Source organism: Chelatococcus sp. KU-N122 (assembly GCF_055391085.1).
This window is the reverse complement of record NZ_AP043981.1, coordinates 3,926,674-3,952,234: the sequence shown is the minus strand read 5'-3', so window position 1 is coordinate 3,952,234 and position 25,561 is coordinate 3,926,674. Positions and strand designations below refer to the sequence as shown.

General features: G+C 65.1%; 34 protein-coding genes. 7 read left to right on the top strand and 27 right to left on the bottom strand.

The annotated features are described in order from the left end of the window. Nucleotides 1-4: 4 nt before the first annotated feature. The 3 genes from ACZ5PO_RS17720 to ACZ5PO_RS17710 are packed head-to-tail and all read left to right on the top strand — an operon-like array spanning nt 5 to nt 926. Nucleotides 5-184, top strand: coding sequence for a hypothetical protein (locus ACZ5PO_RS17720; RefSeq protein WP_464195809.1), 180 nt, complete (start codon nt 5-7; stop codon nt 182-184). 53 nt (nt 185-237) lie between these two features. After that, entirely contained in the window at nt 238-612 is a 375-nt protein-coding gene (locus tag ACZ5PO_RS17715) for a type II toxin-antitoxin system RelE/ParE family toxin (RefSeq protein WP_464195807.1), read from the top strand. Further along, the gene (locus ACZ5PO_RS17710; protein WP_464195805.1) at nt 609-926 is read left to right on the top strand and encodes a helix-turn-helix domain-containing protein; all 318 of its coding nucleotides are present in this window, start codon (nt 609-611) and stop codon (nt 924-926) included. Before ACZ5PO_RS17715 ends, ACZ5PO_RS17710 begins: the two co-directional genes overlap by 4 nt. A 291-nt stretch (nt 927-1,217) precedes the next feature. Here the strand turns inward: ACZ5PO_RS17710 and ACZ5PO_RS17705 are convergent, their stop codons facing one another. From ACZ5PO_RS17705 to ACZ5PO_RS17695, 3 genes are all read right to left on the bottom strand, one after another. Then, nucleotides 1,218-1,478, bottom strand: a complete 261-nt coding sequence (locus ACZ5PO_RS17705) for a hypothetical protein (RefSeq protein WP_464195804.1) — start codon at nt 1,476-1,478, stop codon at nt 1,218-1,220. A gap of 212 nt (nt 1,479-1,690) precedes the next feature. Beyond that, nucleotides 1,691-2,554, bottom strand: a complete 864-nt coding sequence (locus ACZ5PO_RS17700) for a KilA-N domain-containing protein (RefSeq protein WP_464195802.1) — start codon at nt 2,552-2,554, stop codon at nt 1,691-1,693. Further along, nucleotides 2,538-2,759 (bottom strand): Arc family DNA-binding protein, encoded by a 222-nt coding sequence (locus tag ACZ5PO_RS17695; RefSeq protein WP_464196880.1) that lies wholly within the window; start codon nt 2,757-2,759, stop codon nt 2,538-2,540. The genes ACZ5PO_RS17700 and ACZ5PO_RS17695 overlap by 17 nt, the downstream gene beginning before the upstream one ends. Nucleotides 2,760-2,884: 125 nt before the next feature. Here ACZ5PO_RS17695 and ACZ5PO_RS17690 point away from each other — a divergent pair, with 125 nt between their 5' ends. Next, nucleotides 2,885-3,163 (top strand): Arc family DNA-binding protein, encoded by a 279-nt coding sequence (locus tag ACZ5PO_RS17690; RefSeq protein ID WP_464195800.1) that lies wholly within the window; start codon nt 2,885-2,887, stop codon nt 3,161-3,163. Then, on the top strand, nt 3,160-3,393 hold the full coding sequence (locus ACZ5PO_RS17685) for a hypothetical protein (RefSeq protein WP_464195798.1): 234 nt from the start codon (nt 3,160-3,162) through the stop codon (nt 3,391-3,393). Before ACZ5PO_RS17690 ends, ACZ5PO_RS17685 begins: the two co-directional genes overlap by 4 nt. Before the next feature lie 256 nt (nt 3,394-3,649). Here ACZ5PO_RS17685 and ACZ5PO_RS17680 read toward each other — a convergent pair whose 3' ends face one another. The 12 genes from ACZ5PO_RS17680 to ACZ5PO_RS17625 all read right to left on the bottom strand — a co-directional run bounded on the left by ACZ5PO_RS17680 (nt 3,650) and on the right by ACZ5PO_RS17625 (nt 18,948). Next, nucleotides 3,650-5,728 (bottom strand): hypothetical protein, encoded by a 2,079-nt coding sequence (locus ACZ5PO_RS17680; protein WP_464195796.1) that lies wholly within the window; start codon nt 5,726-5,728, stop codon nt 3,650-3,652. 1 nt (nt 5,729) lies between these two features. Then, nucleotides 5,730-7,829: a hypothetical protein gene (locus ACZ5PO_RS17675; RefSeq protein WP_464195794.1), complete on the bottom strand. Its 2,100-nt coding sequence runs from the start codon at nt 7,827-7,829 to the stop codon at nt 5,730-5,732. 6 nt (nt 7,830-7,835) lie between these two features. Further along, nucleotides 7,836-8,672: a hypothetical protein gene (locus ACZ5PO_RS17670; RefSeq protein WP_464195793.1), complete on the bottom strand. Its 837-nt coding sequence runs from the start codon at nt 8,670-8,672 to the stop codon at nt 7,836-7,838. 3 nt (nt 8,673-8,675) lie between these two features. Further along, nucleotides 8,676-9,749: a hypothetical protein gene (locus tag ACZ5PO_RS17665; RefSeq protein ID WP_464195792.1), complete on the bottom strand. Its 1,074-nt coding sequence runs from the start codon at nt 9,747-9,749 to the stop codon at nt 8,676-8,678. Beyond that, nucleotides 9,749-11,173 carry a hypothetical protein gene (locus tag ACZ5PO_RS17660; protein ID WP_464195790.1) on the bottom strand — a complete coding sequence of 475 codons (1,425 nt, stop codon included), beginning with the start codon at nt 11,171-11,173 and terminating at the stop codon, nt 9,749-9,751. The genes ACZ5PO_RS17665 and ACZ5PO_RS17660 overlap by 1 nt, the downstream gene beginning before the upstream one ends. Then, a complete protein-coding gene (locus ACZ5PO_RS17655; RefSeq protein WP_464195788.1) occupies nt 11,173-12,405 on the bottom strand; it encodes a hypothetical protein in 1,233 nt (410 codons plus the stop codon). The genes ACZ5PO_RS17660 and ACZ5PO_RS17655 overlap by 1 nt, the downstream gene beginning before the upstream one ends. A 12-nt stretch (nt 12,406-12,417) precedes the next feature. Further along, the gene (locus ACZ5PO_RS17650) at nt 12,418-13,668 is read right to left on the bottom strand and encodes a P22 phage major capsid protein family protein (RefSeq protein WP_464195786.1); all 1,251 of its coding nucleotides are present in this window, start codon (nt 13,666-13,668) and stop codon (nt 12,418-12,420) included. A 21-nt stretch (nt 13,669-13,689) separates the two neighbouring features. Next, entirely contained in the window at nt 13,690-14,565 is an 876-nt protein-coding gene (locus ACZ5PO_RS17645; RefSeq protein WP_464195784.1) for a hypothetical protein, read from the bottom strand. Between the two features lie 83 nt (nt 14,566-14,648). Next, entirely contained in the window at nt 14,649-16,877 is a 2,229-nt protein-coding gene (locus ACZ5PO_RS17640; protein WP_464195782.1) for a portal protein, read from the bottom strand. Then, on the bottom strand, nt 16,877-18,169 hold the full coding sequence (locus tag ACZ5PO_RS17635; protein ID WP_464195780.1) for a PBSX family phage terminase large subunit: 1,293 nt from the start codon (nt 18,167-18,169) through the stop codon (nt 16,877-16,879). Before ACZ5PO_RS17635 ends, ACZ5PO_RS17640 begins: the two co-directional genes overlap by 1 nt. Continuing rightward, the gene (locus tag ACZ5PO_RS17630) at nt 18,141-18,437 is read right to left on the bottom strand and encodes a hypothetical protein (RefSeq protein WP_464195779.1); all 297 of its coding nucleotides are present in this window, start codon (nt 18,435-18,437) and stop codon (nt 18,141-18,143) included. The genes ACZ5PO_RS17635 and ACZ5PO_RS17630 overlap by 29 nt, the downstream gene beginning before the upstream one ends. Nucleotides 18,438-18,459: 22 nt before the next feature. After that, on the bottom strand, nt 18,460-18,948 hold the full coding sequence (locus ACZ5PO_RS17625; protein WP_464195777.1) for a hypothetical protein: 489 nt from the start codon (nt 18,946-18,948) through the stop codon (nt 18,460-18,462). Nucleotides 18,949-19,258: 310 nt separating this feature from the next. On the opposite strand from ACZ5PO_RS17625, the gene ACZ5PO_RS17620 reads away from it, so the two are divergent. Both ACZ5PO_RS17620 and ACZ5PO_RS17615 read left to right on the top strand, forming a co-directional pair. Next, the gene (locus ACZ5PO_RS17620; protein ID WP_464195775.1) at nt 19,259-19,579 is read left to right on the top strand and encodes a hypothetical protein; all 321 of its coding nucleotides are present in this window, start codon (nt 19,259-19,261) and stop codon (nt 19,577-19,579) included. Beyond that, entirely contained in the window at nt 19,579-20,004 is a 426-nt protein-coding gene (locus ACZ5PO_RS17615; RefSeq protein WP_464195773.1) for a hypothetical protein, read from the top strand. The genes ACZ5PO_RS17620 and ACZ5PO_RS17615 overlap by 1 nt, the downstream gene beginning before the upstream one ends. 153 nt (nt 20,005-20,157) lie before the next feature. On the opposite strand, the gene ACZ5PO_RS17610 is transcribed toward ACZ5PO_RS17615, so the two are convergent. The 12 genes from ACZ5PO_RS17610 to ACZ5PO_RS17555 form a co-directional block, all read right to left on the bottom strand. Further along, complete coding sequence (locus tag ACZ5PO_RS17610; protein WP_464195771.1) at nt 20,158-20,778, bottom strand: hypothetical protein; 621 nt, start codon at nt 20,776-20,778, stop codon at nt 20,158-20,160. Next, on the bottom strand, nt 20,771-21,334 hold the full coding sequence (locus ACZ5PO_RS17605; protein ID WP_464195769.1) for a hypothetical protein: 564 nt from the start codon (nt 21,332-21,334) through the stop codon (nt 20,771-20,773). Before ACZ5PO_RS17605 ends, ACZ5PO_RS17610 begins: the two co-directional genes overlap by 8 nt. A gap of 85 nt (nt 21,335-21,419) precedes the next feature. After that, nucleotides 21,420-22,136: a hypothetical protein gene (locus ACZ5PO_RS17600; RefSeq protein ID WP_464195767.1), complete on the bottom strand. Its 717-nt coding sequence runs from the start codon at nt 22,134-22,136 to the stop codon at nt 21,420-21,422. Continuing rightward, nucleotides 22,133-22,270, bottom strand: a complete 138-nt coding sequence (locus ACZ5PO_RS17595) for a hypothetical protein (RefSeq protein WP_464195765.1) — start codon at nt 22,268-22,270, stop codon at nt 22,133-22,135. Before ACZ5PO_RS17595 ends, ACZ5PO_RS17600 begins: the two co-directional genes overlap by 4 nt. A gap of 81 nt (nt 22,271-22,351) precedes the next feature. Next, on the bottom strand, nt 22,352-22,753 hold the full coding sequence (locus ACZ5PO_RS17590; protein WP_464195763.1) for a hypothetical protein: 402 nt from the start codon (nt 22,751-22,753) through the stop codon (nt 22,352-22,354). Further along, on the bottom strand, nt 22,750-23,352 hold the full coding sequence (locus ACZ5PO_RS17585) for a TRM11 family methyltransferase (RefSeq protein ID WP_464195761.1): 603 nt from the start codon (nt 23,350-23,352) through the stop codon (nt 22,750-22,752). The genes ACZ5PO_RS17590 and ACZ5PO_RS17585 overlap by 4 nt, the downstream gene beginning before the upstream one ends. Beyond that, nucleotides 23,352-23,579, bottom strand: coding sequence for a hypothetical protein (locus ACZ5PO_RS17580; RefSeq protein ID WP_464195759.1), 228 nt, complete (start codon nt 23,577-23,579; stop codon nt 23,352-23,354). The genes ACZ5PO_RS17585 and ACZ5PO_RS17580 overlap by 1 nt, the downstream gene beginning before the upstream one ends. Beyond that, nucleotides 23,576-23,770 (bottom strand): hypothetical protein, encoded by a 195-nt coding sequence (locus ACZ5PO_RS17575; RefSeq protein WP_464195757.1) that lies wholly within the window; start codon nt 23,768-23,770, stop codon nt 23,576-23,578. The genes ACZ5PO_RS17580 and ACZ5PO_RS17575 overlap by 4 nt, the downstream gene beginning before the upstream one ends. Then, nucleotides 23,764-24,186: a hypothetical protein gene (locus ACZ5PO_RS17570; RefSeq protein ID WP_464195755.1), complete on the bottom strand. Its 423-nt coding sequence runs from the start codon at nt 24,184-24,186 to the stop codon at nt 23,764-23,766. Before ACZ5PO_RS17570 ends, ACZ5PO_RS17575 begins: the two co-directional genes overlap by 7 nt. 77 nt (nt 24,187-24,263) lie before the next feature. Then, nucleotides 24,264-24,521, bottom strand: a complete 258-nt coding sequence (locus ACZ5PO_RS17565) for a DUF2312 domain-containing protein (RefSeq protein WP_464195753.1) — start codon at nt 24,519-24,521, stop codon at nt 24,264-24,266. Beyond that, on the bottom strand, nt 24,518-24,946 hold the full coding sequence (locus ACZ5PO_RS17560; RefSeq protein WP_464195751.1) for a hypothetical protein: 429 nt from the start codon (nt 24,944-24,946) through the stop codon (nt 24,518-24,520). The genes ACZ5PO_RS17565 and ACZ5PO_RS17560 overlap by 4 nt, the downstream gene beginning before the upstream one ends. Nucleotides 24,947-25,303: 357 nt before the next feature. Next, complete coding sequence (locus tag ACZ5PO_RS17555; RefSeq protein ID WP_464195749.1) at nt 25,304-25,462, bottom strand: hypothetical protein; 159 nt, start codon at nt 25,460-25,462, stop codon at nt 25,304-25,306. Between the last annotated feature and the right edge of the window lie 99 nt (nt 25,463-25,561).

Genomic DNA, 25,561 nt, shown 5'->3' with positions numbered 1-25,561 from the left:
TCGGATGAGGATTGAGCTGTACCTGCCGGGCGACTTGGCTGAGGCCTTGGAGCGGTTCCGCTCGAGCGAGCCTATCGAGATGGAGCCGACGGACGCCGTCATGCTCCTGCTGCGCGATCACCTGATCGGGCTAGGGTTCCTGGCAACCTACGAGCCGCCGGAGGACCCGGGCGAGTTGCACTGATTTTTCCCCATTTTGGGGTTGAAATATGTACGGAAACTCCGTACTAGTATGTCATGCATGAGGTCGTCGAAACACCGTCCTATCTCGCCGACGTGAAGGCCGCGGGCCTCTCCAAGGATGAGCAGGACGACATCGTTTCGGTGTTGGCAGCCGATCCTCAGGCCGGCGATCTGATCGTTGGCACCGGCGGCGCGCGCAAGGTGCGGATTGCCGGCCGCGGCAAGGGCAAGTCGGGAGGATATCGGGTCATCACCTATTTCTGCGCCGACGATATTCCCGTGTTCCTTCTCGCGCTCCTGTCGAAGGGGGAGCGGGCCAACATATCCAAAGCCGAACGGAACGCTCTACGAGATGAACTATCTACGCTGGCCACGAACTACCGGGCCGGCGTGGCCGACAAGGTCAGCGAACTCAGGAGGTCGAAATGAGTGCTCTCGGAAAGCGCCTCATCCACGCCGCGAAGCAGGCGAATGCGATCGCCAAGGGCGAAGTCGATCCCGCGACCTATCGCATCCATGTTCCGTCTGACCTCGATGTGAAGGCCATTCGTCGCAAGACCGGGCTTTCTCAAGCCCAATTCTCCAAGCGGTATTCCTTTACCCTAGACCGCCTACAGGACTGGGAGCAGGGCCGGTCGAAGCCGGATAGCGCCCTACGCGCTTACCTCCTCGTGATCGACCGTGAGCATGAAGCCGTCGAGCGAGCCTTGACGCCGCGGCCGAACGCCTACGAGCCAGCCTGAGCCTGGACACAACCCTGGCGGCATGGTTCCATCCCCTGGCCTTGGGAGGGCTGGGGGATGATGGCAGGCCTCATTCGCTCCGGCCGGCCTTGATGCCGATCGCGCCGAGGCGGATTGCCAGCGCAAGCGCCTTGGAGCTGTCGGCCGGCGTGTTGGCTAGCAAAGCCGCCGGCGCCGCCGCCCACCGATGTTGCTAGACGCCCGGAAACAGGCGTTTCGATTCACCAAGAAAAATAGCGTAATATCAACGGCTTGTCGGAGACAATGCCCCGATAAGCCGTTGTGGAATCGCTAGGCTGCAAGCAGGAACTCGTTGATCTGCGCGAGGATGGCGGCGTGCCCATCCTCGAACATGTGGTTCTGCATCTCGCCCAAGACGAAGGCGATGGCGACTTTGACGCCGTCCATGGATGCCGGCATCGGCGGCGTGTCGAAGAGCCGAGTCTGCGCCGGCCCGTAGGTGCTAGCGATCATGGCGTCCATATCGTCGTCGCTGATGTTGCCGACGCAGCGGGCGTTGAATTGGCGCATGCCGGCGAGGTATGCCTCCACGGCATCAACCATCGGGTCGATGACGACGGGCGCGAGAGCGACGGCTCCGGTGGTCGAAACCGCCGCTCCTGCAAGGTGGCCAAGAACTCCGCGACGCGTTGGGCGCGGTGTGGTATCCGTGGCGTCAGCCATGGTCGATGCTCCAGATCGATTGAGGTGAGAGCCGAGCGAGAGGTTGCCGCCTCCGCCCGGCTCGATTTTTAGTTCGGGTGTCAGTGCGCCTGCATGTCTCGGCGCAAGGCGTTCACCGTCTCCGTGGACCAGACGAGCTGCGTCACGGGCACGCCGTTGCTGTGCTTTTTGCCGGTGAGAGCCAGCCGGCCGCCATGGCGCTTTCCCTTCTCGGTCGGCTCGTAGACGAGATGACCCTTGGCATCGCGGAACACGGTCTGATAGCCATGGGCGGTCAGAGCCTCGTTCCCCTTCGGGGCCGTCATCCCCAGCTGGCGGCCGAGTTCGGTGACGTTGATCTGCGCGCCGCCGGTATCGGCAATGAGATGGGTGACGCCCATCGCACCAAGGACGTCGAAGCCCGTCGTCTCCTTCGTCGCTTGGTTCGCGCTGATGGCGGCGTGCTTGTTGTCCAGGCCCATCATCTTGCAGACCCGCAGGAACCCGCCGAACGCGAGACGGATTTCACGGGCCTTCTTGATCCGCGCTGGCCCCGTCTCGACCACGTTGGCACGGCGTCCTTCCATGTACTCGCGCACCACCGTGTTGCACCACATGTGGAACTCGGGGTTGAGGTACTTCGCGTAGGCCATTGCAACCTGCCAATGACCAAAGGTGCCACCGCCTTTGCCGCGGGTCGCCTTCATAACCTGACTGGCAGGCAGGTTATGCGTAAGCGCCACAGCTTCGATGAAGGAGGCGCCTTCCTTACGTGCCCAGTTGAACGGCTCCTTGTTCACCGGCGAGCCGGCGGCGCGCCACATGTCCGTGAGGGACAGCATCTCGTCACGGGCGGTGATGACCTCGCCGTTGTAGACGAGGGGCGCTGGCACATTCGCGGAGCCGCGAGAGCCTGTGGTATAGTGAGCTTCCATCTGCGGTTCCTTTTCAACCGTGGTTGGCATGATCGGCGCTCGCAAAAGCGCCGGTTGAGTGAGCAGCGGCGGGGGCCTTGTCGCCAAACGTGTCCCCCGTCGCTGCCGAGCCCATGAGGGCATTCTCGAAAATCAGAACGGCCTCTGCATTCATGGACCTGCGGTTGGCTCTCGCGACAGCTTTCAGCCTGTCTCGCAGACCATCCGGCAGCCGGAGCGCTATGCCGTCTCGCATGGTTCGGTTTTGGGTCATCCAACCTCTCTATCGCCTATTGCGATAGAACCAACATCGCCTACTGCGATAATTGCGTCAAGCACAAACATCGCCTAGTGCGATGCTTTATCAACAGGAGGCCGCAGGTGGCGCAGGACACCCCCAGCCGGAAGCTCGACCAGTACATCGTGCGCTTCCCAGACGGGATGCGCGATCTGTTGAAGGCCACGGCCCAAGCGAACGGCAGGAGCCTGAACGCCGAGATCATCGAGCGCCTTCAAGATAGCTTCCAGATCGAGGCCAAGCGCGAAGTGGATCGGGAGGCTCTCTACGTCGCGCTGGGTCGGATTGAGGCCATCCTTTCCGAGATGAACGGCCGGTTGCCACCGGCGCCCCGCCAGAAGCGCGAGAAGCCCTCCGAATGAGCCCGAAGGTCGTCATCAACGAGCGTCTGAAGTACCTCGCCACTCTCCTGAACACGCTCTCAGCGGCGACCATCGGAACCAGCGTCATCGTGCCGGCCATCGGCCTCACGTACGGGGTGACCGGCCCGACCGGCGGCCCCTTCGCGGTCGCCTTCGCCGTCATTTGGTTCCTGACCGGAGCTGTCTTACATTATGGGGCGAGGATCGTCCTCGGGAGGTTGAGGGAATGACCTTCGCGCACTGGTACGCCCTGGTGATCGCACCAGCCCTGCTGCTGGCAGGCGCGGCTGCTGCCATTTGGCTCACCCGCCATGACGGCGATCAGCGGATGCACCCCGGCGAATGAAGCCGAGCCGGCTCGTATGGATGGCGCTGCAAGCCGCGTTCGTCGTGCTCTGGATGCGCAAGGCGATGAGCGACCCAGATCCGAACTTCGGCGGAGCGCTCTTCGGCGCTATCATCTGGTGCCTCATCCTCACCGGCATCTCATTTGCCATTTGGGAGCGGTTGTTGGTTCCCGCTTTCCGCGCCCTTTTTCGTAAGAAATGTCAGCCGAGCGGCGAGCATGAGAGCTTTGGCGCTGTCGGGCGGCGAGTTGGCCATCTCCCTGAAGACGCTGGCCGCTCGCGGATTGGTCAGGACATCCGCTAGTTCGTCCAGATTGTTGCCGAGGCTCCAACGCTCCCAGGTTTCCCGAACGCGCGCCGGTAGATTCAGGCCACCGCTGGTCGCCTGCTTGAATAGTTCACCCACGGCGCGACCCGATTTCAATTCGTTCAGCGCCTCGGTGTTGAACGCGGTGAGCGATCCCGGCCGCTGCCGCTGTCCGGTTGCCTCCAGAACCTGAAGGAAGCGGTCGAAACCGTCCCAAACCGTGCCACCGCGGAGGGCCGTGACGGCGGCCTTCAAGTTCTCCGCCTGCTGCGGGTTGCCCCTTAGGACCGCGGCAAACGTGGCGCCACCGAATTGGTTCGGGCCACTCTGGAGTGCCTGCGCTGCCTCGTTGAAGACGCTCTCCGCGTGCGCCCGCACGAGGCTTGTCGCCACCGTCGGCACCCGCCGCGACAGCGCTCCCACGGCCTGCGCGACTTCCGGCGCGCTGCCGGGCAGTGGGTTTGTCGGGAACAGGGTGTCGATCGCCTGCCGCGTCGTGGTGTCCCTCGACGCGAGCTTGCCAATCGGCCCGGCCATGAGCGGCTCCAGGAATTTCGCGCGCAGTTGCTGCTGAATGGCGCGCGCCTGCTCGTAGGCCGGCGCGACCTGGTCGGCGACCTGAAGCGGGATGTCGCGCGCCTCGCCAGCGCTCGCCGACCGCAGATTGCTGGTCGACGCCTGCCCTGGCACCGCGGCATTCTCACCGATCTCTCGCATCCGGCGCTGCACCAGATCCACCACGCCGACGCTGTTGTCCGGAAGCTTGGCGATGCTCTCGTTCAAGAACGGATCGCCCCTCACCTCCTTGAGGGTCTGGGCGTACCGCGGATCTTGCATCAGCGCCTGATGAACGCGTGGATCGAACTCCTGCGGCGACGCCTGATTGTAGAGGGGGCGCGTCTGGCGATTGATGTCGGCCGTGACCCTGCTCACCTCCCCTTCCGCCGCTTGGCCGACCTGGGGGCCGATGTTCGACGGCTGCGTGATTGGGGGCGCCAGATCATCAAACTGCTGCCGGGCCGCATTCTCGACCTGCTGCGCCCGCTGCGCGAAGTACGGACGCATGCGGCCCGAACTCTCTGCGATGCGCTGCACATCGCCGAGGCGCGTCGCCCCGCCCGTGACCTGCTGCAACGCTTCCGCGCGCGTGAGATTGACGCCCATGTTGGCAGCATCTGCCATGAGCCGCTCGGCTGCATCGAACTGTGCTGGTGTCGTCCCTTCGACGGCGCGGCGAACGACACCGGATGTGCTCGGCGATGGCATCGCCATGGTTGTCCCGATGCCAGCCGCAAGAGCCGCGGCGCCGCGCGCGAATGGCTCCCATTCGGTGCCCTTTGTAAGCTGTCCAGCCGTCTCCGAGACGATGGCCGGGATGGCTGTCTGGAGGCCTCGTTTCACCAATCCTCCGCCACCCATGAGCATGTTTGGTGCAAATTCGGCGATGGTGTTGGCGTACTCTCCAGGGACGGTCTGCGGCTTGTAAAGCGGCCCTGCCACGCTCTCGATGAGATCCGTCGCGTTCTTGGAGGTCATGACATCGCCTGCGCCAGCGTTGATCAGCCATGGGATGTGGCTGTTCTCTTCGACGTTCCGGCGCGCATCGGCCGCCACTTCCTGACGAGTGACATTCTTGCCGGATACCAGGCTTTCGATGACTGCGATGGGGAAGTCGCCGCCCCATTCCTTCAAAAATCCAGGAAGCCCGGCCATCCCCGCCGCCCCCCGCGCCAGCCCCGCCGGAATGGCCTTAGCCACGTCCGTCAGCGTGCTCGGCTTCTGCGCAGGCTCATCGAACTGGTCGAAGAAGTTGCCGCCGGCCGGTGCCGGTGCGCTTGGTGCCGCCGCGGCCGGGGGCTGCTGTGGCGATGCGGCGGCAGGCGCGTCGAACTGGTCGAAGAAATTCGCCATGTCACTGCCCTCCGAGGGTGCGGGCCGATGCGCCAGCGCCGTACTTGGCGTCGAACTGGTCACGCAGCGCCGGGTTGGACCGCAGAGCCTGGATCGCTGCCGGTGGCGGCTGAACTGCCAATGCCGGCTGCTGCCTGGCCGGGGCAGCTTGCGGCGTCGCCGGCAGCTTTCCGGCCTTCCCAAGCTCGCCGAGCCGCTTCACGAACTCCGTCTTGGGCGAAGGCAGCGCCCGCATCTGCGCCAGCGCTTCCTTGGGCGTGATGTCGCCGACCAGGGCTTGCTCGGCGATCACGGCCCGTGCCTGCTTGTACTGGCCGAGCGCGTCCATCGTATCGAGGATCAGCGCGTTGCCTTCCGGCGTGTTGATCAGGCGCGGGAGTGCCGCCTTGAACATCCTGGCGTCGAAGTCAGACGTCGCGCCCGTGCCGGGAATGCGCTGCGCTGGCGTCATCTTGTCGATGAGGGCGGAATAGGCCTCAACCGCACCGACATTCGAGCCCAGCTTGACACCGCGCTCGGCCAGCCACGCCTGCGCCGCCGCGGCGCCGCCCGTTCCGACCTGAGGGCCAAGCGCCTTCAGCTGCTCCGTGAGGCCGGCCTGCTCGCGGGCCTGTTGTCCTTCCTCGGCAAGATCCTGGAAGTTCTTCGCGAGGCCCTGGTTTGCCGTCTCGGAGAATTTCTTCTCACCAGATACGTTAACGTTGACGTCGGCCTTCCCAGCCGCGCGCAGCTCCTTCTGAAAATCGAGCAGCGTCCCGGTATATCCCTGCTGCCGGGCCATATTGTACTGGCGGATCGTCTCGCCCTGGCCGAACGACGGGTCGGCCAGCTCGCGGCGAGCTTTCTGCGCCTGAAGCTGCTGGAGCTCCATGCTCAGCCGCTTCGCGTCATAGCCCGTAAAGTACTCGTAGCGTTTCTCCAGCGCCGACCGCAGGCCCGGGTCGAGGTTACGCGCCGTGGCCAGGATCTCCAGCGTCTTGTTCGCCATCTGCATGGCGTTGGAGTTGGTAGCCGCGGGCGAACTGGGGGAAATGGTGCCAGGGGCCGCCGCTGGGATGCCGTGAGCAGGTGCGGCCTGCGCCACCTGCTGGCCGGCCGCGGGAGCTTGCGCCGCCGGATTGTACCAATCGGGGCGCTGATCGCTCGGCGCGGGCATGGCGGGCGCGAAGTTCGGATCGGCCGACGCGACACGAACGCCGTTCCGCATGCCGGCGCCGCTCGTGTCGACCTGCAATTGCTCCGTGCTTCCATCCGGGTTGCGGAACGCCACGGTGCTCGGCTCTGCGGGTGGTGGGAAGCCCTGCGCATCGCCGGCCGGCGCCGGCTGCACCCCCGTGGTCGGGATGTTGGCCGCCACCCGGCGCACATACTCTGTCGTCGGGATGTTTACGTCACGGACGCCCTTGGCGCGGGCATCGGCCAGCGTCAAGCCGGAGTGCCAGCGGCTCAGGGCATCATTGATATTCCCGTCTTGCTTGAGGTATTGTCCGAATTTGTAGCGGAACACCGCATCCTGCGCCTGGGGCGACGCGAGGAACTGATCAGGCGTCAGCCGCTGCCCAAGTGCCTCCTGCGTCCAGGGGCCGACGTTGACCTCCATGACCTGATATTTGCCGAGGGCGCGGCCGTACTTCGCGTGCGTCGGTCCGACAGTCCCGTAGCGCCCACCGCTCTCCATGCCGCCGACGGCCTGCGCGGCGCGCTGGATGGGATCGACCGCCATTGGCGGCGCCAGATCGGAGCGGACTTGTGCTGCGCTCGATGGCGTCCCGGCCGGCTGTGGCGCTGGCGCGAGGTCGCTGATGGTCTGTCCGCCGCCGGTGACGGTTGGCTCTCTGAAGACGCCGCTGTTCTTCACCAGATCACGGGTCGCGGCCTGGTCGTCCCGATCCTGACCGTACTTCAGCAAGCCAATGCCAGCACCCAAATCTCCGGCTCGGATTGCGGCAGCGGCGGCTCCCTTTAGGTCTCCAGAGAGCGCGAGATTGCCAATCGTCTGGTTGTTCCGAAGCTTCCACGCATCCTCGTTGTTCTGGCCAATCTGGCCGATCGCCGAGTTGATGTTGCGGAAGGCCGGTGAGAAGTCGATGAGCTGGACCATGGCGTCCTACTTCATGAACCTGGAGAAAAGGTCGCCGCCGAGCGAGCCACCGCCGCCCGTCTTCAGGCCGAGCAGGCTGAGGCCGGTTCCGACGGCGCCGAGCCCGAAGTTGAGCTTGTTCGCCGCAGCCGTGTCGCCCGCCTGCCCAGCCTGCATGCCGAGATTGCCGATGCTGGAGCCCAAGCCCATCTGATTGTTGCTGAAGGCCGTCGCTGTGCCCGTGGCGATGCCGGCGCGGCGGGCGGCATTGTTGCTGTAGACGCCGCCGACGTCCTGCCCCTCGCCCACGTAGAGGTCGCCGATGCCCTTTTGCAGGTCGGCCTGCTGCTGCGTCGCCTGTAGCCCCTGCCCCGACAGCCCGTTCAGCTGGCTCTGCCAGTTGCTGTAGTCCTGGTTGGCCAATTGTTGGGCGCGGTCGCCGATAGCCTGCTGGGTGTTGCCGGAGCCCAGGATGCCCAGGGCGCTGTTCTTGCGCGCCACGGCGTCGGTGGCCTGGTCCACCTGGTACTGGTAGCCTGGCGAAGCCTGGAAGGCGTTGACGGCCTGCTGCCGCGCGGCATCGCCGCCCAGGCCGAGTGAGCCCTGATATGTTCCTAGCGCGTCGACGCCGGCATCCACCCATGGCTGGTAGCGCGCCGCGGCCTGGCCGTACTGGTCCCGGCCCGCCGCATAGCCGCCCTGGAGCGCCGCGATGGTCTGAGGCTCGGCGGCGTTGATGTAGCCAAGGCTTTCGTCCTTGCCGGACTGCAAGAAGTTGTTGGCGGCAGCGGTGTTCTTCGTCAACAAGTCCGCGAGGAACACCGCTGCATTGCGGCTTCCAGATCCAGAAAACGGGCTGGCCATGGTCTATTTCCACCGTCCGCGGATGTTGATGTTCAGCGACTTTTCAATGCCGGGATCGAGCGGGACCGTGTTGACGATCTGCGCCCGGTACGTGTAGGTGCCCGGCGCGATGCCCGAGATGGCGTAGGTGAGACCGCTGTAGTTGTAGAAGTTGAAGGCCGAACCGCCCGTTCCGCTCTGGGCCTGCGACAGCTTCACCGTCTTGAGCAGTGCGGGGGTCCCGGTGATATCGGTGAGCGTGATGTTGAACTGAGCAACCGAAGTGTAGACGCTGGGGTCGCCGTCGTAGGTCACCTGAATGACGATTTTGGCGTCCGTGGCCCCGGCCGGGACCGTGAAGCTGCAATCGCACGGGCTGTCGGCTACATTCCATTCTTCGTTGGTCGCCGAATTGTCGTCGAGGTTCGTCAGCCCGGCCAGGAACGGTGCACCGAACCGGAACGCGGTTCCGTCGTAGAATATCAGGTTGCCAGGATCGCCGCCGTTGTACGACGGATCCGTGATCAATAGCTGATTGGCGCTTATCGACACCGCGCCCGTCATGGTGGCGGTGTCAGCAAGGAGCGTGAGGCCCACGTCGATGTTGCCGGCGACGACCTGGAAGCCAGCTGCTGACGTCCACCCGGCAGGTGTCGCCTGCGAAACCAGGAAAATGCTGCCGCCCGCCGTGGCTCCGTTGGCCGTCGCTTCGATCGACGTGATGAACGAGCCGTAGGCGCCTGACCCGTCCGTCAGAGCCTGTAGAGCGAGGCTCGCATTGGCATTTCCGCTATCCGCCGCGGTCTTGATGGTGGTGATAAAGGCGCCATACGCTCCCGTGCCATCGGTGAGCGCCTGGATGATCTGGGTGACGTTGGCGGTGTTGCCGTCGGTCTCGGAGATGACCTCGTTCTGCTTCGTCTGGAGGTCGACGATCGACCGCTTGAAGAAGCCGAGCGTGGCCGCCTCGCTGTCCATCGTCCATTGTGTCGGGACGTATACGGTTTGGCCGTTAACAGTGACCGGGATGACGCGAGCGACGTCCTGCCCAAGCTGGGCCTTCAGCTTCGTGAAATCGATATCGAGCGGGGCCGTCATCAGTTCGCTGCCTGCGGCGCGGCACGCGGGCGCACCTCCGGGTCCGGAACTGATGCCCCCATAAAAGAGAAGTCGGCATCAGACGTGCTGTTGAACCTCACGCGCATGCCGTGATGGGTGGACAGGCCTAGGCGATTGACCCGCACCGGCACCTTGTCGATCATCGCCAACGACCGGGTGAGCGGCGTCGAGAAGGTCTTCCCGCCATCCTTCGACCAAGAAATGTCGACCGAGCCGCCGTCGGCCTCTGTGAGGTCGGCGAACAGCGACGGGATTGCCACACGCGACGGATAATCCTTCAGCGATCCGCTCTCCACCATCCACAACATGCCGGTGTCCGGCTCCGTGAAGCTGGTCGACGGGATTAGGATGTTGCCCGACTGCGTGTCGCCGAAGAACCGCGCCCCCGTTGATGTGTAGAGCGACCACTTGGCTCGCCAGCGCGGTTGCGCGCCACTCACCCGCTCGTGCCAGGCCCGCGCCGTCACATCGTATGACCACGTTCCGACGGCGCTGCTGATGACGACCATGGGGCGCGTGCGCTCCAGGTACACCATCATCTCCAGGTCGGCCGACGCCGAGGCCGTGATGAATCGCTCGACGTCAGGCGTCGAAATCACGGCATCCTGATAGCCGTCAAGCGCCCGCACGCTGCCGTCGCTCGCCACGAAGAATAGGCCGTGATCCCAGCCGATGTCGGCGTCACTTCCGGCCACAGCCATGGCTCCTCGCAGGCCAACGGTTTTCCCGCTGGAGGCTGGCTGGAGCGGGAAGGGCGAGAACCCCTCGTTGGTCCAGAACTCTGTTGACGACGTACCCAGCGCATAGAAGCGCTGGTTGTGAACGACACCCCGCAGCAGGCCGTCGGGGTTCGATTCCGCCGTAGCGAAGCTCAGCGCCTCGACGGAGGCCGAGTTCAGCTCCGAGGCGAAGATGCGGCCGTCGGAACACGTGAACACGAAATAGCCACCCAGAGAGGCCACGGAATTGGCGTTGGGCGGCAGGTCCGCATCAAATCCAGAATATGCCGTCACCGTCGTCGGGCTCAGCAGATAGGCGCCGCCGTCGCGTCGCACACAAGCCACATCCGGCGTCGAGACACCGGCCGTCGTGCGATTGTTCCGCGCCAGCGTCACCGGATCGCTGCCCGGGATCGCGCCCGCCAGGTAGGTGACCGTCGGCGTCGCGCCCGCGAACGTGACATAGGCCACCTTGTCGGCATAGACGAAATAGTAGGCTCCGGTCACCTCGATCATGCCCCGGATGCCAGTCCCGGTCGTCGTGATCAGCATCGCAAGCCCGAGGCACCGGCGCACATAGTCGCGGTCGCCTTCGTGCGAGCTGTAGCAGTTGATCAGCCGGCCCTCACCCTCGCCGGAACGGCTGCCAGGCGTCGACGAACGAGGGATGGGCAGCGCGACCATCAGTGCACCCAGCTCGTTCGACGGCGCCGCGTCAGCGTCTTATCCATGCGCAGCGGCGTGATCGTCAGCGGCGCGTACCAGGATAGATCGCGCTCGGCTTTTTCCATGACGACATAGTTCGGTCCACCCGCACTCGCCGGTACTAAGGAGGCCGCCACGTGCCGCGCCACATGCACGAGCGCACCTTCCTCGATCGAGTCCTCATCGGCAGCATAGTAGACCTGCCGCCGGCCTAGATCGGAAATGGTCTGCGCCATCCGCGCCGCTACAGCTGACGCGTCAAACGTCGTCGTGTCGACGCCCAAGGCTCTCATCTGATCGAACACCAGCAACGTGAGCGCGCTCTTGCCGGCCCGGTCCTTGGCGTTGATCTCCGCCAGAACCTGCTCAGCTTGAGCGACCGCATCCGGAGAGACCGCCTTCGGCTGCACTCGCGCCGTCAGCAGCGTCACGAGGCTCGGCATCTGCGCCGGCGTGATCGCGGCCTCGTTGGCGATGCTGATCACGCGCCGCGCGGCGAGGTCGTCGAGCAATGATTGCACCGCACCGCCGACAGCCATCGCGTCGATGGCGGAGGTCGTGGCTCCGGTGGCGTCTAGGCGTTCCAGCACCGCCCGGACAAGCTCAGTCGAGGCGCCACGGTAGAGCCGATCACCGGCGAGCAGGCTTGCGGTGGCGACATCAAGCGCCGCCTGGTCATAGGCCTTCGGCTGGACGCGCGCGGTGGTCAGAGTGATGATATGGGGTAGCGCCCACGCGGGGATATCGGCCTCGGTGGCGAAAATCACAACTCGACGCTGGATCAGATCGCCAAGCACGCTCGGCACAGCCTCGGAGACGGCCGCAGCGTCGATCGCGGACGTGGAGAGGCCGATGCTTTCCAGCCGCTCCAGGACCGCACGCACCAGCACCGTCGGCCCGGTGCGCAGCAGCCGGTAGGCGCTGGCCAGGCGAGCCTCGGCTTCGGCGCGCGCCTGCGGGTTGTCATCGCGGCCGTATTGCGGGCCGAGATGCTGCACCAGGACAGAAACGAGCGGTTCGAAATAGATGTCGTCGATGTTGTCCGGGTCGACCGGCGCCGGCCACACGCGGCGGCCGACAAGCTCGACGACGACCGTGCCGGCGCGGTTGGTCGCGACGGCGACATCCTCCGTAGCCGGCGTGTCAGCCGCGTCCAAAACCAGGAGGTCTTGGAGTGCGGCGGCCGCGGCGTCGTCGAGCCCGAACGGCATGCTGGTCGCCTCTTACGCGCCGGTACCCGACAGCCGCACGGCGAGGCGCGGGTCGATCGCCTTGATGCCGTACAGCACGTCGAGACGCCACATGCTGACGTCGTTGACGCCGTCGTAGACCGGGATCACGCGCACCGACGTGCCCTTGTAGGTCTGACGAGACACCTCGACAGCACCCGGGGGCTTGACCAGCGGCACCGTGACCAGAGCGAACGCGTTCTTGTGGAACACGAGGTTCTGGCGGTACGGCGTCGCCGCAGTGCCCATAAAGGTGATGGCCTGATTGTTCAGGTCAGTCACGCCAACCACGTCGACGTTCTTGAACGCGCCCGTCCAGATCATAGCCGGGTAGATCGTGAGGTCGCCCTCGTTCGCCGCCATCGTCGCGGTGCTGACGACGGTGAACTGCTTCAGGAACGGCAGACGCGCCTTGGTCACCGGATTGACGGCATAGACGCCGGCAATCGTGAACACCTCGCCGGCCGCCACGGTGTCGGTGGCACCCGTGAAGCCGTCCATGTGGACGACCTGGGTCATGGTGTCCTTGACGTTCGCGTAGCTGACGGTAGCCGACGTGATGGACAGGTCCATCAGGATCGTCCCCGTGCGGCTTCCGGTCAGAAGCGTCGGCGCGTTTTGCGTCTCGAACGTGTCGATGCCGGCGATCCGGCCGAGCGAGCCCTCGCGATAGGCCGAGTTCGCGGCGTTCTGGATGTACATGCCGGTCTGGGTGCCGATCAGGCCCCAGTTGTCGGCCGGCGAGAGAACCGCCGATCGGCTGTCGACCGGCACCGCCATCTCGCTCAGGCGCTCTGGCGCCTTGGAGAAGTCCTTGAACGAGTCGACGGTCTCGCCCGGCGTGCCGACCCAGTTGGGCACCGCCGCGTAGAGCGACATGACGCTGATGTCGATCTGATTGGCCAGCTGCACCATCGCCGGCTTGATCACGCGCTCGGACAGCTCGCCGATCTTCAGCGTCAAGTCCTGCGACGTGAAGCTGAAATCGACGCCCTTGCGCTGGTCGACCGTGATGGTGGTCTTGCCCTCGACGACGTCCTGTGCCGTGGCAACGGCACCGTTGCGGACCGTGAAGTCGGTCGGCCGGCGGATGGAGATGGTCTCTCCGACCTCATAGCCGTTGACCTTCTTGTCGAACTCGTTTTCGTAACCCCGGAAGACCTGCTTGGCCATCACGAGGTTGTTGTCGAGGATCATCAGCGCCTCTTTGGCGATGATGTCCGCGGTAAGGGTTGTGTTGGGCATAGTGGCTCAAATCCTTCTGGATCAGCCGTTCTTCTGCCGCCACTTCACGTAGTCGCTCATGGACATCTTGGTCGGATCGGCCATGACGCCAGCGGTCCCGCGGTTGGGCGACAGAGGAGGAGAAGCTGCTGTGGTTCGGTTGGGCTTGGCCAACGACAGGCCGCGCTCGATCCCGCCCATGTAGCGGGCGGCTGCGATCGGCTGCATGCCGTTGAGCTTCTGGAGTTCAGATGGGTTCTTGGCGAGGTGGTACTGGAGCAGCTCGCTCTTGGGGCTGTCCAGCATCAGGAACTTGACGTGATCGGCGACGGCGTGGGTGCGCGGATCGGAGGCCTTGGCCATCACCTCTGCGTAGTCGGGGATAACCTTGGCGGCCTCCCGCTGGCGTTCGAGGTGATCCTCCAACAGATCCTGAAGATGGTTCTGCTGGCGTGCGCCGGCCGTAGACGCCTCCTGCCGCACTTGGCGGGTGACGATGCGCTTGTCGGCGAGGTAGGCGCTCAGCTCCGCTTGGTACGCGAAGAAATCACCGTTGAAATCCGCCTCCTTCGGCGGCTCTCCGATGCGGCTCTGAACTTCTCGGTCGATCGCCGCACTGTCGTCGGCGGAAATGTCCCCGCCTCGACTGCGCAGCGTTTCGACCTCTGCACGCAGAGCCTCATTCTGCCGCTTCAGCCGCTCAACGCCTGATCGGCGTCGCTTCGGCCGGTCCTCCTCGTCGCCGCCATCATCCGCCTCACCTTCTGGCTCTTCGCCCTCCGGCTTGTCGGCGTCGTCTGGCGTCTCGGATGCCACCTCGGTCGGCCTTTCGGCCTCATCCCGGGCGTCCGTCTGCTGTCCTTCGGCTGGCGCAGCGGTATCGCTCGCCTGCCCGTTGGTCAGGTCGTCATCGTCCATCGTAGTGTCCATGAAAAGGCGCCGCTCAGGGCGCCGTGATCATCATCGCGGCTATCGCGTCGTGCGACTGCCTGCGTGAAGCTCTACTCGGTACCTGCGGGGGCCTGCTCCGCCTGGCGCTCGGTAAAATCCTGCTTTCGGCGCGTCATCTCGTCCTCTCGGACGGCCCGCGAGCGCTCTATTTCGTCGTTCCGAACGGCGTCGGTGCGCTGCAACTCGTCTTCGCGCCCGGCCTTGACCCCCAATGCCGCGATCTGGGCATAGGTCAGCTGCGTCTTGGCGTTCGTCAGCTCGACATTGGCCGCGGACTCGCTCTGACGGCTCGCGGCATCCACCTCCATGAGGCGCGCCTTCAGCTGGGCGTCGAGCATGGCCACCTGCCGCTTGACGTCGGCGTCCTGAAGATCGCTCTGCGCCCGCATGGCGTCGATCTGGCGTTGCTGATCCTCGCTGGCCAGCTGGGATTGTGCTTTGGCCGTCTCGGCTTCCGCCTGCTGCTGCGCAGCCATCTGCTCAGGGCTTGGCTGCGGAGGCGGCTCCGGCTGCATCGGCTCACCGTCTTCCTGCGCCTCTGCCTGCCGGATCTGCGGCGGGAGGATCGAGCGTAGGCGCTTGGCGATCTTGTCCTTCATCGGCCAGTCCTGCGCTTGGACGAACAGATCTCCGATGACCTGGAACACATCTGGGACCGCCTGGATCAGCGTACCCATCCCCTCCTTGGCTTCCTCGCGCTTCGTCGTGTAGCTCGGACCTTCCTCGATCATCACATCGTAGGCGCCAACGGACAGATCATTGAGGCGCGCCGCCGGTTCGCCGTCCATCTCGACGCCGACGGCCTGGTTGATGACCATCGGCGTCATCTTCCCATCCTCGCCGACGACACGGAGCGTGCGCTCGTTGTCGTAGATATGCGGGATCAGGTCGATGAGGATGTTCCCAGTGTGGCGGATCGCCCGGTTGAAGTTGTCGAGGTAGACGAAGGTGCCGACGTCGGCCTCGATCTGCCGGCGCTGGATGGCGATGCCGCTCTTCTCATTGCTCGGCTCGCCGAGCGCCGCCTGATGGATGCCCGTCACCTGCCGCAGGTTGTCGGCAGCCAGAGCAATCCCCTCGGCGATGCCCTGCGACGACACTGGCGGCGCAATGCGCGATGGCTGCTGCCCGCCATTCGCCTCGTCCGGCTCATACACCATGAACGGGTGGTTGACGGTGTTCGCCGTCTCCCACAGATCGCGGTACTTCTTGACGTTCTTCTCCGTCAGAAGCCACGGTGCCTTTGGCTGAAGCCCCGTCGTCTCGGCCTGCGCGCTGTTCAGGTAGTTGAACATGCGCTGCGGGTCGCGAGCGAAGCGCACGAGCCCGTGACGGACCAATGTCCGGCCGATCCTGACTTCCTCGCCCAACACCGGAACGATCGGGATGTATCGGCCCGGCCACAGGCGCGGCTTTTCGAGGATGTAGCAGCTCGTGATGAGCGCCCGATAGACCTTGAAGCTCTCGCGATCGCGGATGCGGGCTCCCTCGCTCCGCAGCATCTCGACGTCATCGTCATCGGCGTCGGTCAGGTCGACAATCTTGCCATCGCGGGTGAGCGCCAGCATGATCTTCGACGGTTTCTTGTACCAGTAGGCCGCGACGCGGATCGTGTCGGCGGTCACCCAGTCGTTGAAGTAGTCGGCACCGAGATTGCCGAAGCCGTCCATGGGTGCGCCGGGGAACTTGGTCTTGTAGCCGTCGTGCGTGTAGTCGACAGGCACGAAGCAGAACTGAGCGTCCTTGCGGGTCTTGTCGACCGCGTCAGGATCCCAAACGACGCTGACGCCATCCTCGATCGGCCGAATGCCGATTTCCTGGTCAAAGGTCGTCTCTGACGCGTACTCAGTCACCACTTCCCAATGGCCGATGCCTCCCGTGACCTGGCTATCGGCGGCCGAGAAGTACGCGCTCGAAGCGTCCGACCTGTTCTCGATGTAGCGGATCATGTCGGCGCGCAGCTGCGCTGCCTGCTCGTCCCCGCCGGTGTCGACGGGGATCACCTTGAGTGCCGGCTTGCTGTGTCTGATATCGCCGGTCACCTGCCGAACGAACTGCGGGATGACGTTTACGGTCAGACAGGGCCGGTCCTCATCGTGGCGCTGCTTGCGCGCGCTGTCCGGCCACTGGTCTCCGGCCCGGAAACGGAGATCCTCGTAGGCCTCTTCAATGTTGACCTGCTCACGCGACCAGCCGGCATCGTATCGCCTGCTGGCGAGCTTGAGGAACTCGCCCTCGTCTTCGATGGTGTCGTGCTGGACGTCGCTGTCGTCGGCCATCAACCCATCCACCCACGACCGCGCGGCGCACCGAACACGATCGGCTTGTCATCGCCCGGCTCTTCGTAAACCACGCACATCAGACCGAACGCGTCGGCACCGTGCGAGGCCCAGTCGTGTTCCGGCCCAAGATCGATGCCCCGCGCGTCATCGATGCGAGCGTGATACGAGCCGAGCGCGTCGAGCCCGGCCGATGTCGTCGCCTCGTTGATCCATATGCTCGGGAACAGGCGACGGGCCGCCTCGATCCGCATGTTGGCCGCGCCCTTGCCCTGGTTCGGCACGACCTTGACCTCGAAGCCGGCCTCTTTCAGCGCGCTCTCGTAGCTGACGTCGTAGACCTTGTCGTTGCTCGCGCCGTCGTGCGGAAGGATACAGAGCGCGCGGCCGTATCCGTTGGCCCTAAGCCAATTGACGTGCGTCGCAAGCGGCTGCCCGCGCGCCTCGTAGTAGTTCAGCACCCTGATCTCGCGACCGACGAACTGGCATATCCAGATCGAGCAGGCATCCGCCTTCGCGCCGGTGCCGCCGATGTCCCAGACCGCACGGAAGGTCATCAGCGGGTCGGGGGCGACCCGGCCGATGCGTCCTTCGTTGCGCGCCGCGGCGAGCTGAGCGGCGTAGTAGGCGCCAGCCGTCACCTTGGCATAGCCGCCTTCCCAGATGTGATCGTACTGCTCCGGCGCGGTGCGCAGGCAGTCGAGACGCTCTTGCTCCAGCACGCCGGGGAACCACGGATTGTGCTTCCAATTGGCGTTGACGACCTTCGCGTCCGTCGGCTTGGCGGCGCCGCGCAACATCATGTCGACTGGGTCCGTCTTGCGGCGCGGGTTCCAGCCAAACCAGATCTCCGATCCGTCGGCGCGAATAGTCGGGCGCAGCAGGCTCAGCGAGCGCGGCGAGATGGTCTGCGCCTCTTCCACCCAGGCCCGCTTGAAGCCCTCCAGCGACTTGATGCTCTCGGCCGTGTGGTCCTGGAGCCCCTGGAAGATCACGATGCCGTCGCCCGGCGTCTTGATGACCTCCTGATAGACCTTGAAGCCGTCGGCCTCGCCGAGCCGGAACTCGCCGAGCTTCGCCTCGATCAGGCGCTTGGCGCTCTCCCGCAGCGTCTTCTGGACCTCGCGCAGGCAGACCGACAGCAGCCCGCGCTCATAGAGACTGTCTTCGATCAGCCTGTCCGCGAAGAAGTGGCTCTTGCCCGATCCGCGGCCGCCATAAGCGCCCTTGTAGCGCGATGGCTCTAGCAGCGGCGTGAAGACCTCAGCTGTCGGGATCTGGAGGACGGACAATGACGCGCTCGATCCGGTGGACGATGGGCCCGCCGCCTTCGCCCGTCACCTGCAACGGCAGCACCTTACCCAGCAGCGACATGAACGGGCCTGGGTTCACGACAGCCTGGATCTCCAGGTAGCCCACGAGCCCCTTCTCGCCGCCGGCATTCTGCGCAGCCTTCAGAATGGCATCCTTCAGCAGAGCCGTCGTCTTGTTGCGCGCACCTTTGGGGCGGCCCTTGCCGGCATTACCCCTATTTTCGCTTACTTTAGGCTCTTCGCTCATGTTCTTCGCCGGATCACCGCTCCTACTCGGCGAGCGTCTTGACCATGTCCGGCGTGGCCCGGAACTTTCCGTTCTCGTCCTGCAAGGCGGCGATCGTCCCACGCTGGACGTCCGCTTCGCGCTGATACTCGCGGGCGATCTTGGTCATTTCCTTGTAGGACACGTTGCGCTCGGCAAGCTCCGCTTCGAGGCCGGAGATACGCCTATGGGTCAGCGCAGCCGCATCCGCGCTGGCGCCCTGAATGCCGAAGCAGCCCCTCTTTGCGGTACTCCTCTCTCGCGCCTCATCGTTCCAAGCCGCCATCACGCCCAGCGTCGAGAGCGGGAACGCGTCGCCGACGGGTCCGAGCCCTGTCGTCTTTGCCTTCACCGTCGGGATGACGCCCGAAGGCGCCGGCTCCTGCCCCATGACGAAGTCGTAGAGGGCTTGGGCCTCCCTGACGCGGGCATCGCCGCCGGCATGAGCAGCGGCCAGCTTCAGGCACTCGAGGCGAAGCGCTTGATCGTCCATGGGGTTCTCCACGAGAAGGGCTTCGACGCGGGCCGGGGCGCAACTCCCGGCTTTCAAGCGGGGCCTGGCTGGCTTGCTCAGCAAGGGTCTTCGCTCGGCAGCAACGCCGCCGCGTCGAACTGAATCAAAACGCCCGGCAGCTTGTTCAGCCCCGGGCGCAAAAATCGATCGTGGTGATTCTGCACTGATTTGGGTGCATTCGCAAGGGGCAGCCGCAACACACCGACATTTGTCGCATATTTGCGATATTTACGCTTGACGCACCATCGCATATTTGCGATAAACACTCATCAGCAACGGAGCACCGCAGATGACATTCGCCGAATTGATCGCCGCCGACGAATATGAGCACTACGGAGTTCGTGCCCATCGTGGCGGTCCGGCGGTCGTCGGGGCATATCTCGGCAAGAGCCGGGTATGGGTCGACGGCGAGTGCACCGATGACGAGCTCTCCGGCATCAGCACCATCAAGGTCACCGCCGCCACCGTTGATGCGGCCATTGCCCGCCTGCACCGTGAGTATTGCTGGGACGGGGAAGCCGTCGTGCTTGTCGCCGGCAACCGCGGCGAGCGCGGGGAGGATGATGGCGAGATGATCATCGTCGACAACGTGTGCCTTGGGGTCATGTGATGGGGCCGCTTTCTGCTCTCGCAATCGCTTTTCAAAAGCGCGTCGCTTGGACAAAGGCGCTCCCACACCTCGGAATGCCAGGGGCCGCAGAAGGTGTGCTCGACGAGAGCATATTGCCTTCGCCGGACCTGAAGGAACCAAACCTTCGAACGAAGGAGCCGTTCATTTTCTGCGCCCGCGTCTGGCGAGACGGGAAACCGACTCTAGTTCCTCTGAAAAGTCCGTGCTCACACGCCGAAGCCAGGCTTCTCACTGATGATTTGGTTCGCAAGGGCGCTCACCCCTATGACCTGATCTACGCCACGTGGTACAAGGATCGGGTCCAAGACAGCGACGCGGAATTCACAATCGAAAATGTCGTCGACCGGATGCTCTGGTATATCGACGATCAGCGCAAGCTGGAGAAGGAGCTTGCCGAGAAATGACCGGCGCCGAATTTACCGCCTGGCTTGCCCTCATGAAACAGACCCGCCGTTGGTCTGCGGCGGAGTGCGCAAGGCGGCTCGGATGCGCCCCGAATTCAGTCGTCAAATGGGCTCGCGAGGGGGCGCCTCCGTATGTGGCCCTTGCGTGCTCAGCTATCTGCCATGGCCTGCCAGGCTGGAGGCCGGCGGCGTAGCTCCACGGGAGGCCCACAGGTCAGCCAGATCCTCCAGAGCCTGACGGAACCGGGCGGACACCTCTGACCGAGCAGCCGTCGAGCTATAGCCGAACAGCTCCGTGATCTCAGTCATCGTCTTGCGTTCGCCCAGCGCCATCGTGAGAATGCGCTCGCCCAACATGCCGATGGCGGGCCGCGTCTGCGCCAGCAGCTCGACGGCCTCCCGTGCCGCCTCCAGGCTCCTGACCATGCCGTTGTCGCGCCGCTCAGCCGGGTCCCCGCGGTCACCAGCACTCCACGACGACCCGACGGGGCTACGACCCTGCCGCTCTAGCGCAGCCTGATAGCGCAAGCCCGCCGCATACGCCGCATCGCTGATCCGATGCCGAGCGTATTCGGTCTCCAGCGCATCGGTGCATGCGTTCACCGCGACCCTCTGCCGGTAGCCGCGCCGGCTGGTGTTCGGGTCATCCACCAGCCCGTGCACGATGTGCATGTGCTCGCTGCGCCTGCCCGGCTTGGGCAGTTCTCCGGGGACGGTGCCGCGGTGGATGGCGTTGTAGCGGCCGTCGCTGTCGCGCTTGGTTCGCTCACTCATCGCGGTATCCCTTGATCATCTCGCGCTCGCGCATGGCCGCCAGCAGCCGCGGAGAGGCCTTGATGACGTGGCCCTCCTTGACCTCGGACATGATGCGATCGAGGTTGGCCTCGGCCTGCTGCGGCGTGTGCTTGGTGACCGGCGTCGGGCGGCTGGCGTTGCGTTCGGCGTCGGTGGTGGCGCGCAACTGCTCTGACAGGCGCTCGGCCATGGCGGATACCCGCGCCTTCTCGTCCGGCGGCGCGGCGCGGTGCACCTCGATCTGCAACAGGCGATCGATGCGCTCCATCTCGGCGCGGTATGGCGCCGCGCGCCGCGCCACCTCTGCCGCCACCTCAGGGATGGTCGGAGCGAATGCGAGGCTACGGCCGGTCACCTCGCCCCGAGCCCATGCCTCGCATGTCTGCCGAATGGCCCATATCGGATGGGGCGCCAACGCGTGCAGCGCGAGCTTGACCATCATCTCGTACTCGTCTCGATCCTGACGCAGCGCCGGGTAGGCCCCGAACAACAGCACGACGTAGGAACGCGCAGACTTCGGGTCGGCCGCGACCATGGCCGCCCGCAAGTCGGCCTGACGCTGCACCCATGTCTCGCGCTCGAAGCCGGCCGGCAGCCGATCCGAGTAGATGACGCCCTCGTCAATTCGCCCAAGGATCAGATCCAGCTCGATCGTAGCGCTCCGCGAAAGCGGAACGGGCGCCGGAGCCAGTCGATCCGCTGATGTCGTCTGCGTCGTCGGAAGGTGCTGGGTCATGGCTGGATCCGTTGAGGATGTCGTTCAGCTCGGCGAGGGCGTGGTTGCGTCGTGTCGATGCCGGCGGGCCGCGAGGTGGCGTCGCCACGGCGGCCGGCTGATCGGCCCAGCGCTCCTGGTTCAGCCAGGTCGCCGGGTTGCACCACGGTCTGTCGGGCGGCTTTCCGTCGACGTAGCGCTTCAGGCCGGCGAGCATCTCGGCGATTGGCGCTTTCCGACGGGCCCGCTCGAAGGCTTTCCGAGCGTCAGGCTTGCCGACCTTGTGGGGGTAGGCCGGCCAAAACTCGGCCTCGAATTCGTCGGCCTCTCGCGCACGCGAAGTTTCCCGAAACCCCGAAGGGGTTGAGGGTAGAGGTTGAGTTTTTATAGGGGGTGTGGGGGAGTTTTTTGTCTCAGGAGACCCGTCACTGTGACCGTCACGCTCTTGTCCCGTGACCGTCACGCTCTTGTCCCGTGACTTAGCTTTGCGCTCACGTTGCGCAAGCCTGCGGGCCTCGTCAGCCTCTGATGCTTCGGCGAGGATCGAAAGAACCTCCGCCATGGCCGCTGGCTCTAGATGAAGGGCCGCGAGACGGCGGAGAGTCGAGGCGCTGATGCTCATGTCGGCCTCGCCAGCACGTCGGCCGGGACATGCTCGCGGCACCACCATGTGCCAAGCTGGCCGTGCAGCAGTCGCACGCCGGCGCCGTACATGGCTTCGCGCCCGCAGACGGCGCACAGGTACTCCTGCGGCACGTGGCGGGGCCTCGCCGGTTCCAGTGGCAAGAAGTACGGCAGGAAGTTCACACGCGGTCGCTTGCGTCCGGCGACGGCCATCTACGGCGCCACCCAGGTCTGCAAGAAATCCTCGAACAGGCCGTCACCCGACGGACGCATGCGGCCTGACGATATGGCAGCGCGAGCCATCGCGGTCCCGCAGGACTGCCCGGACGGCTCAAGAAAGTAGTATTCCTCGGGCTCTCCGGTGTCCTTCACGCGGTTGCAGCGGCACAGACGCTCGCCGCCGGCCACGGCCTTGATGATCGCCTTGACGCCCTGGTGATAGGTTCGCTGTGCACGCTCCAGCAGTTCGTGCGCGCGCCGGATCGCGCCGCGCTCGGTGACGCGTCGCTCGGTGATCTGGCCGATGCATCCTGGCGGAGGCGACAGGTGGACGATGAACACGCCGCCGGCCTCGGTTACCTGCGCGATGAAGCCGTCTCGCTCGAAGATGTTCATGACGACACCTCGCGACGCAGCCAGCCGAAGGCCGTGGCCTGGCTCTTGGTTGTCAGATCCCAGACGAGCCAGCACCAATCGGATGACCCGTTGGCCGCCTTGTTGCCGGCAGCGAGATAAGCGCCAGGCGGGCAGGAGACGCGCGGCGTGACGACCCAGACACGCGACGGCGGATACTCGGCGAACAGGCCGGCCGCTCGCTCGCCGCCGGCGAGGAATCGGATGTCGACGAACGCCGCGACCTTGCCGTTGGCCAGCGCCAGGGCACGCCGGATGAACGCCTCGGCGCCCTTCGCACGGAAGAATGGCGGGTTCATCACGACATTGTCGACAAGGCCGTATTCGGCGAGAAAGTCGCGCTCGCCCAGAAACCATGGCGAGCCATCTTCAACGCGCCTGACGATGTCAGTGCCGTAGGCGGCGATGCCGGCCCGGCGCATCGTGTTGACGATGTTTCCCTGCCCGCAGGCGGGATCGATGACGCCGCCGCGGAACTTCTCAACGGTCAGCAGAGCCTCGGTCGCGGCCTCAGGCTCGACATACCAATCGTGCGCGTCACGCTCCCAGACGTGGGATGACCTGGCCTTGGCGATCCCCATCAGGCGGCCCTCGCTGCATGCTGCCGGTCGCGCACGTGCGCGAGGGCGTTTGCCACCTCGTGCTCGGGCCGCTCCAGGGCGGCCGCCATCTGGGCGGTGTCGAGCAGCGGCCACAGCAGCGCCACGCTCGCTTCAAGCGGCGTCCGCAGCTCGCAGGCCGGGCTGATGCAGGACTTGGGCGGCTCGGCCGCGCACCAGCCGCAGCGCTCGCAGGAATAGGCGGTCATGACGACCTCCTCTCGTAGCTGTCGCCGAGCATGGCGATGACGAGACGCTCCTGAGCGGCAATGCGGATCAGCTCGCGGGCAACCATCTCGGGCGAGAGGTCTATCCCCGCGGCTGCGGCCTGCCGCGCCAGAGCGCGAGCGTTGTCCCGGCTGACGCGGACGTGGAACCCGGTGCGGCGGGCGGTCACCACCGAGCCCTCCGCTGGGCCACGTCGGCGCAATCGGCCGCCGAGCTGCCACGCAACGGCAGCGGCACGACATGGATGCGCGTCGGCACCGATGCCGACGACGCCACATTGAGCTCGCCGGCGCCGTACGGGTGGTGGGCGCGCAGGGCGATCAGCGCGAGGCGCGACGCGACCTGAGCCGACCAGGCGTCGCCCGGCGGGGCGGGGATGATGGCGCCGCGCAACAGCCGCTTGACGCTTTGGGGCAGGCCGGCCAAATCACGCGGCAGCACGGTTCTATCAAAATCCTCGATCACAGGGATCTTGTCGGACACGCCATAGAAATTGGCGCGACGCGTCACGGAGTTGATGTGGACGCCAAGTGCAGCCGCAATATCCATGCGGGTCTTGCGGCCGTCGGCCACCATGGCGAGAAACAACTCGTCCATCTCCGGGGTCCATTGCGTCTTGCTCATGCTCACCTCCGGCTCTCACGCGTGCACGTGCACGCGAGGGATCACACGACGCCCAAAATCTCGCGGTAGAGTTCGAGGATCGCGTCACGCTCTTGGCGCTCGGCATGACCGAGCCGGCGCAGGGCGATGACCTGCTTGGTGGCGCGCACGTCGAAGCCGCGGCTTTTCAGCTCGGCGAAGACCTCGCGGATGTCGCCGGCAATAGCCTCTCGCTCGGCATGCAAGCGTTCGACCCGCTCGACGAACTGCTTCAGCTCTTCGGCCGCGACGCCGGAGTTTGTGACGTCAGCGGCTGTCATGGCGCCACCCCGCTCGCGCCTACGTCCGTCGCGTCCTCCGGGCCCACCAAAGCCTCAGCCGCGCGAACAGCAGGATGATCAGGCCCGGCGACTTTTTTGGTGGCATCAACGTCTTCCCTGAGGGCTAGCCTCTGCCGGGCGCGCTCTGCGTCGTATGCGGCCTTCAGAGCGAAATAGATGTCCGTCACGATGCTCTTGGGCGGCCGATACCGCAGCGCCCACAACGTGCCGTAGGTGATCTTTCTGTGCCTGGTCGCCAATCGACGCATAGCCGGGGCGACGTCGCCAGGTCCGCGGGTTTCCATCAGGACCATGTCCTGAGCCCAGACCCTCGCTTCATCAACGTATGTCGCGGTCGACACTTTACGCTCCTGCAAAGACTTTTTGCACATCTGCAAAAACATCCATGGTTTGTTGCTGGCCATGGATGCGGCGGCAGAGGAGATCGACGCGAATACCTGGATTCACATCGGGACGCCTGCTGCTCATATCTTGGCGGACGTGTGCAGCATGCGGGAAAGGAAGAGGCCGAGCGCCGAAGCGCCCGGCCAGTCCAAGGGGGAAACGCTCCTTGGGGAGGAGCCTCTGGACAGCCGCGTTGAGGCGGCGGAATAGGGTTGCGAGAGGATTGCCCGCATTCGTCGGGTGCACTTGATCGCGGAAGCCGCGACGGACCGGGACCGACGTTGACGCCAATGGACGCATGCAGGCCGTGTTGCGATGCCGGCCTCTCGCGCCGGCGCACCGGAGAAGTCCCCGGCCCTCAAGGGTGGAGACGGCGCTCATCCCTGGCGCCGCCGATAGACTTGTACGAGCGATGGGCCGACAAGGAGCGCCGTGTTGCCGGCCAGCCAGCCGATCAGCAGACCGGCGAGCGTGCCGACGATCAGGGCTGTGGCAGCCGTGATGCAGAGGACGATGAGGGCCGCGGCGACGGGCATGGGTCAGGCTCCGTCGTCTTCGGCTTGCCAAGCGTGACCGCGCGAGCCTTGATAGGTCGCGGTCGCGGATTGGGCCGCGTTCAAGCCGTTCTGGAGGTT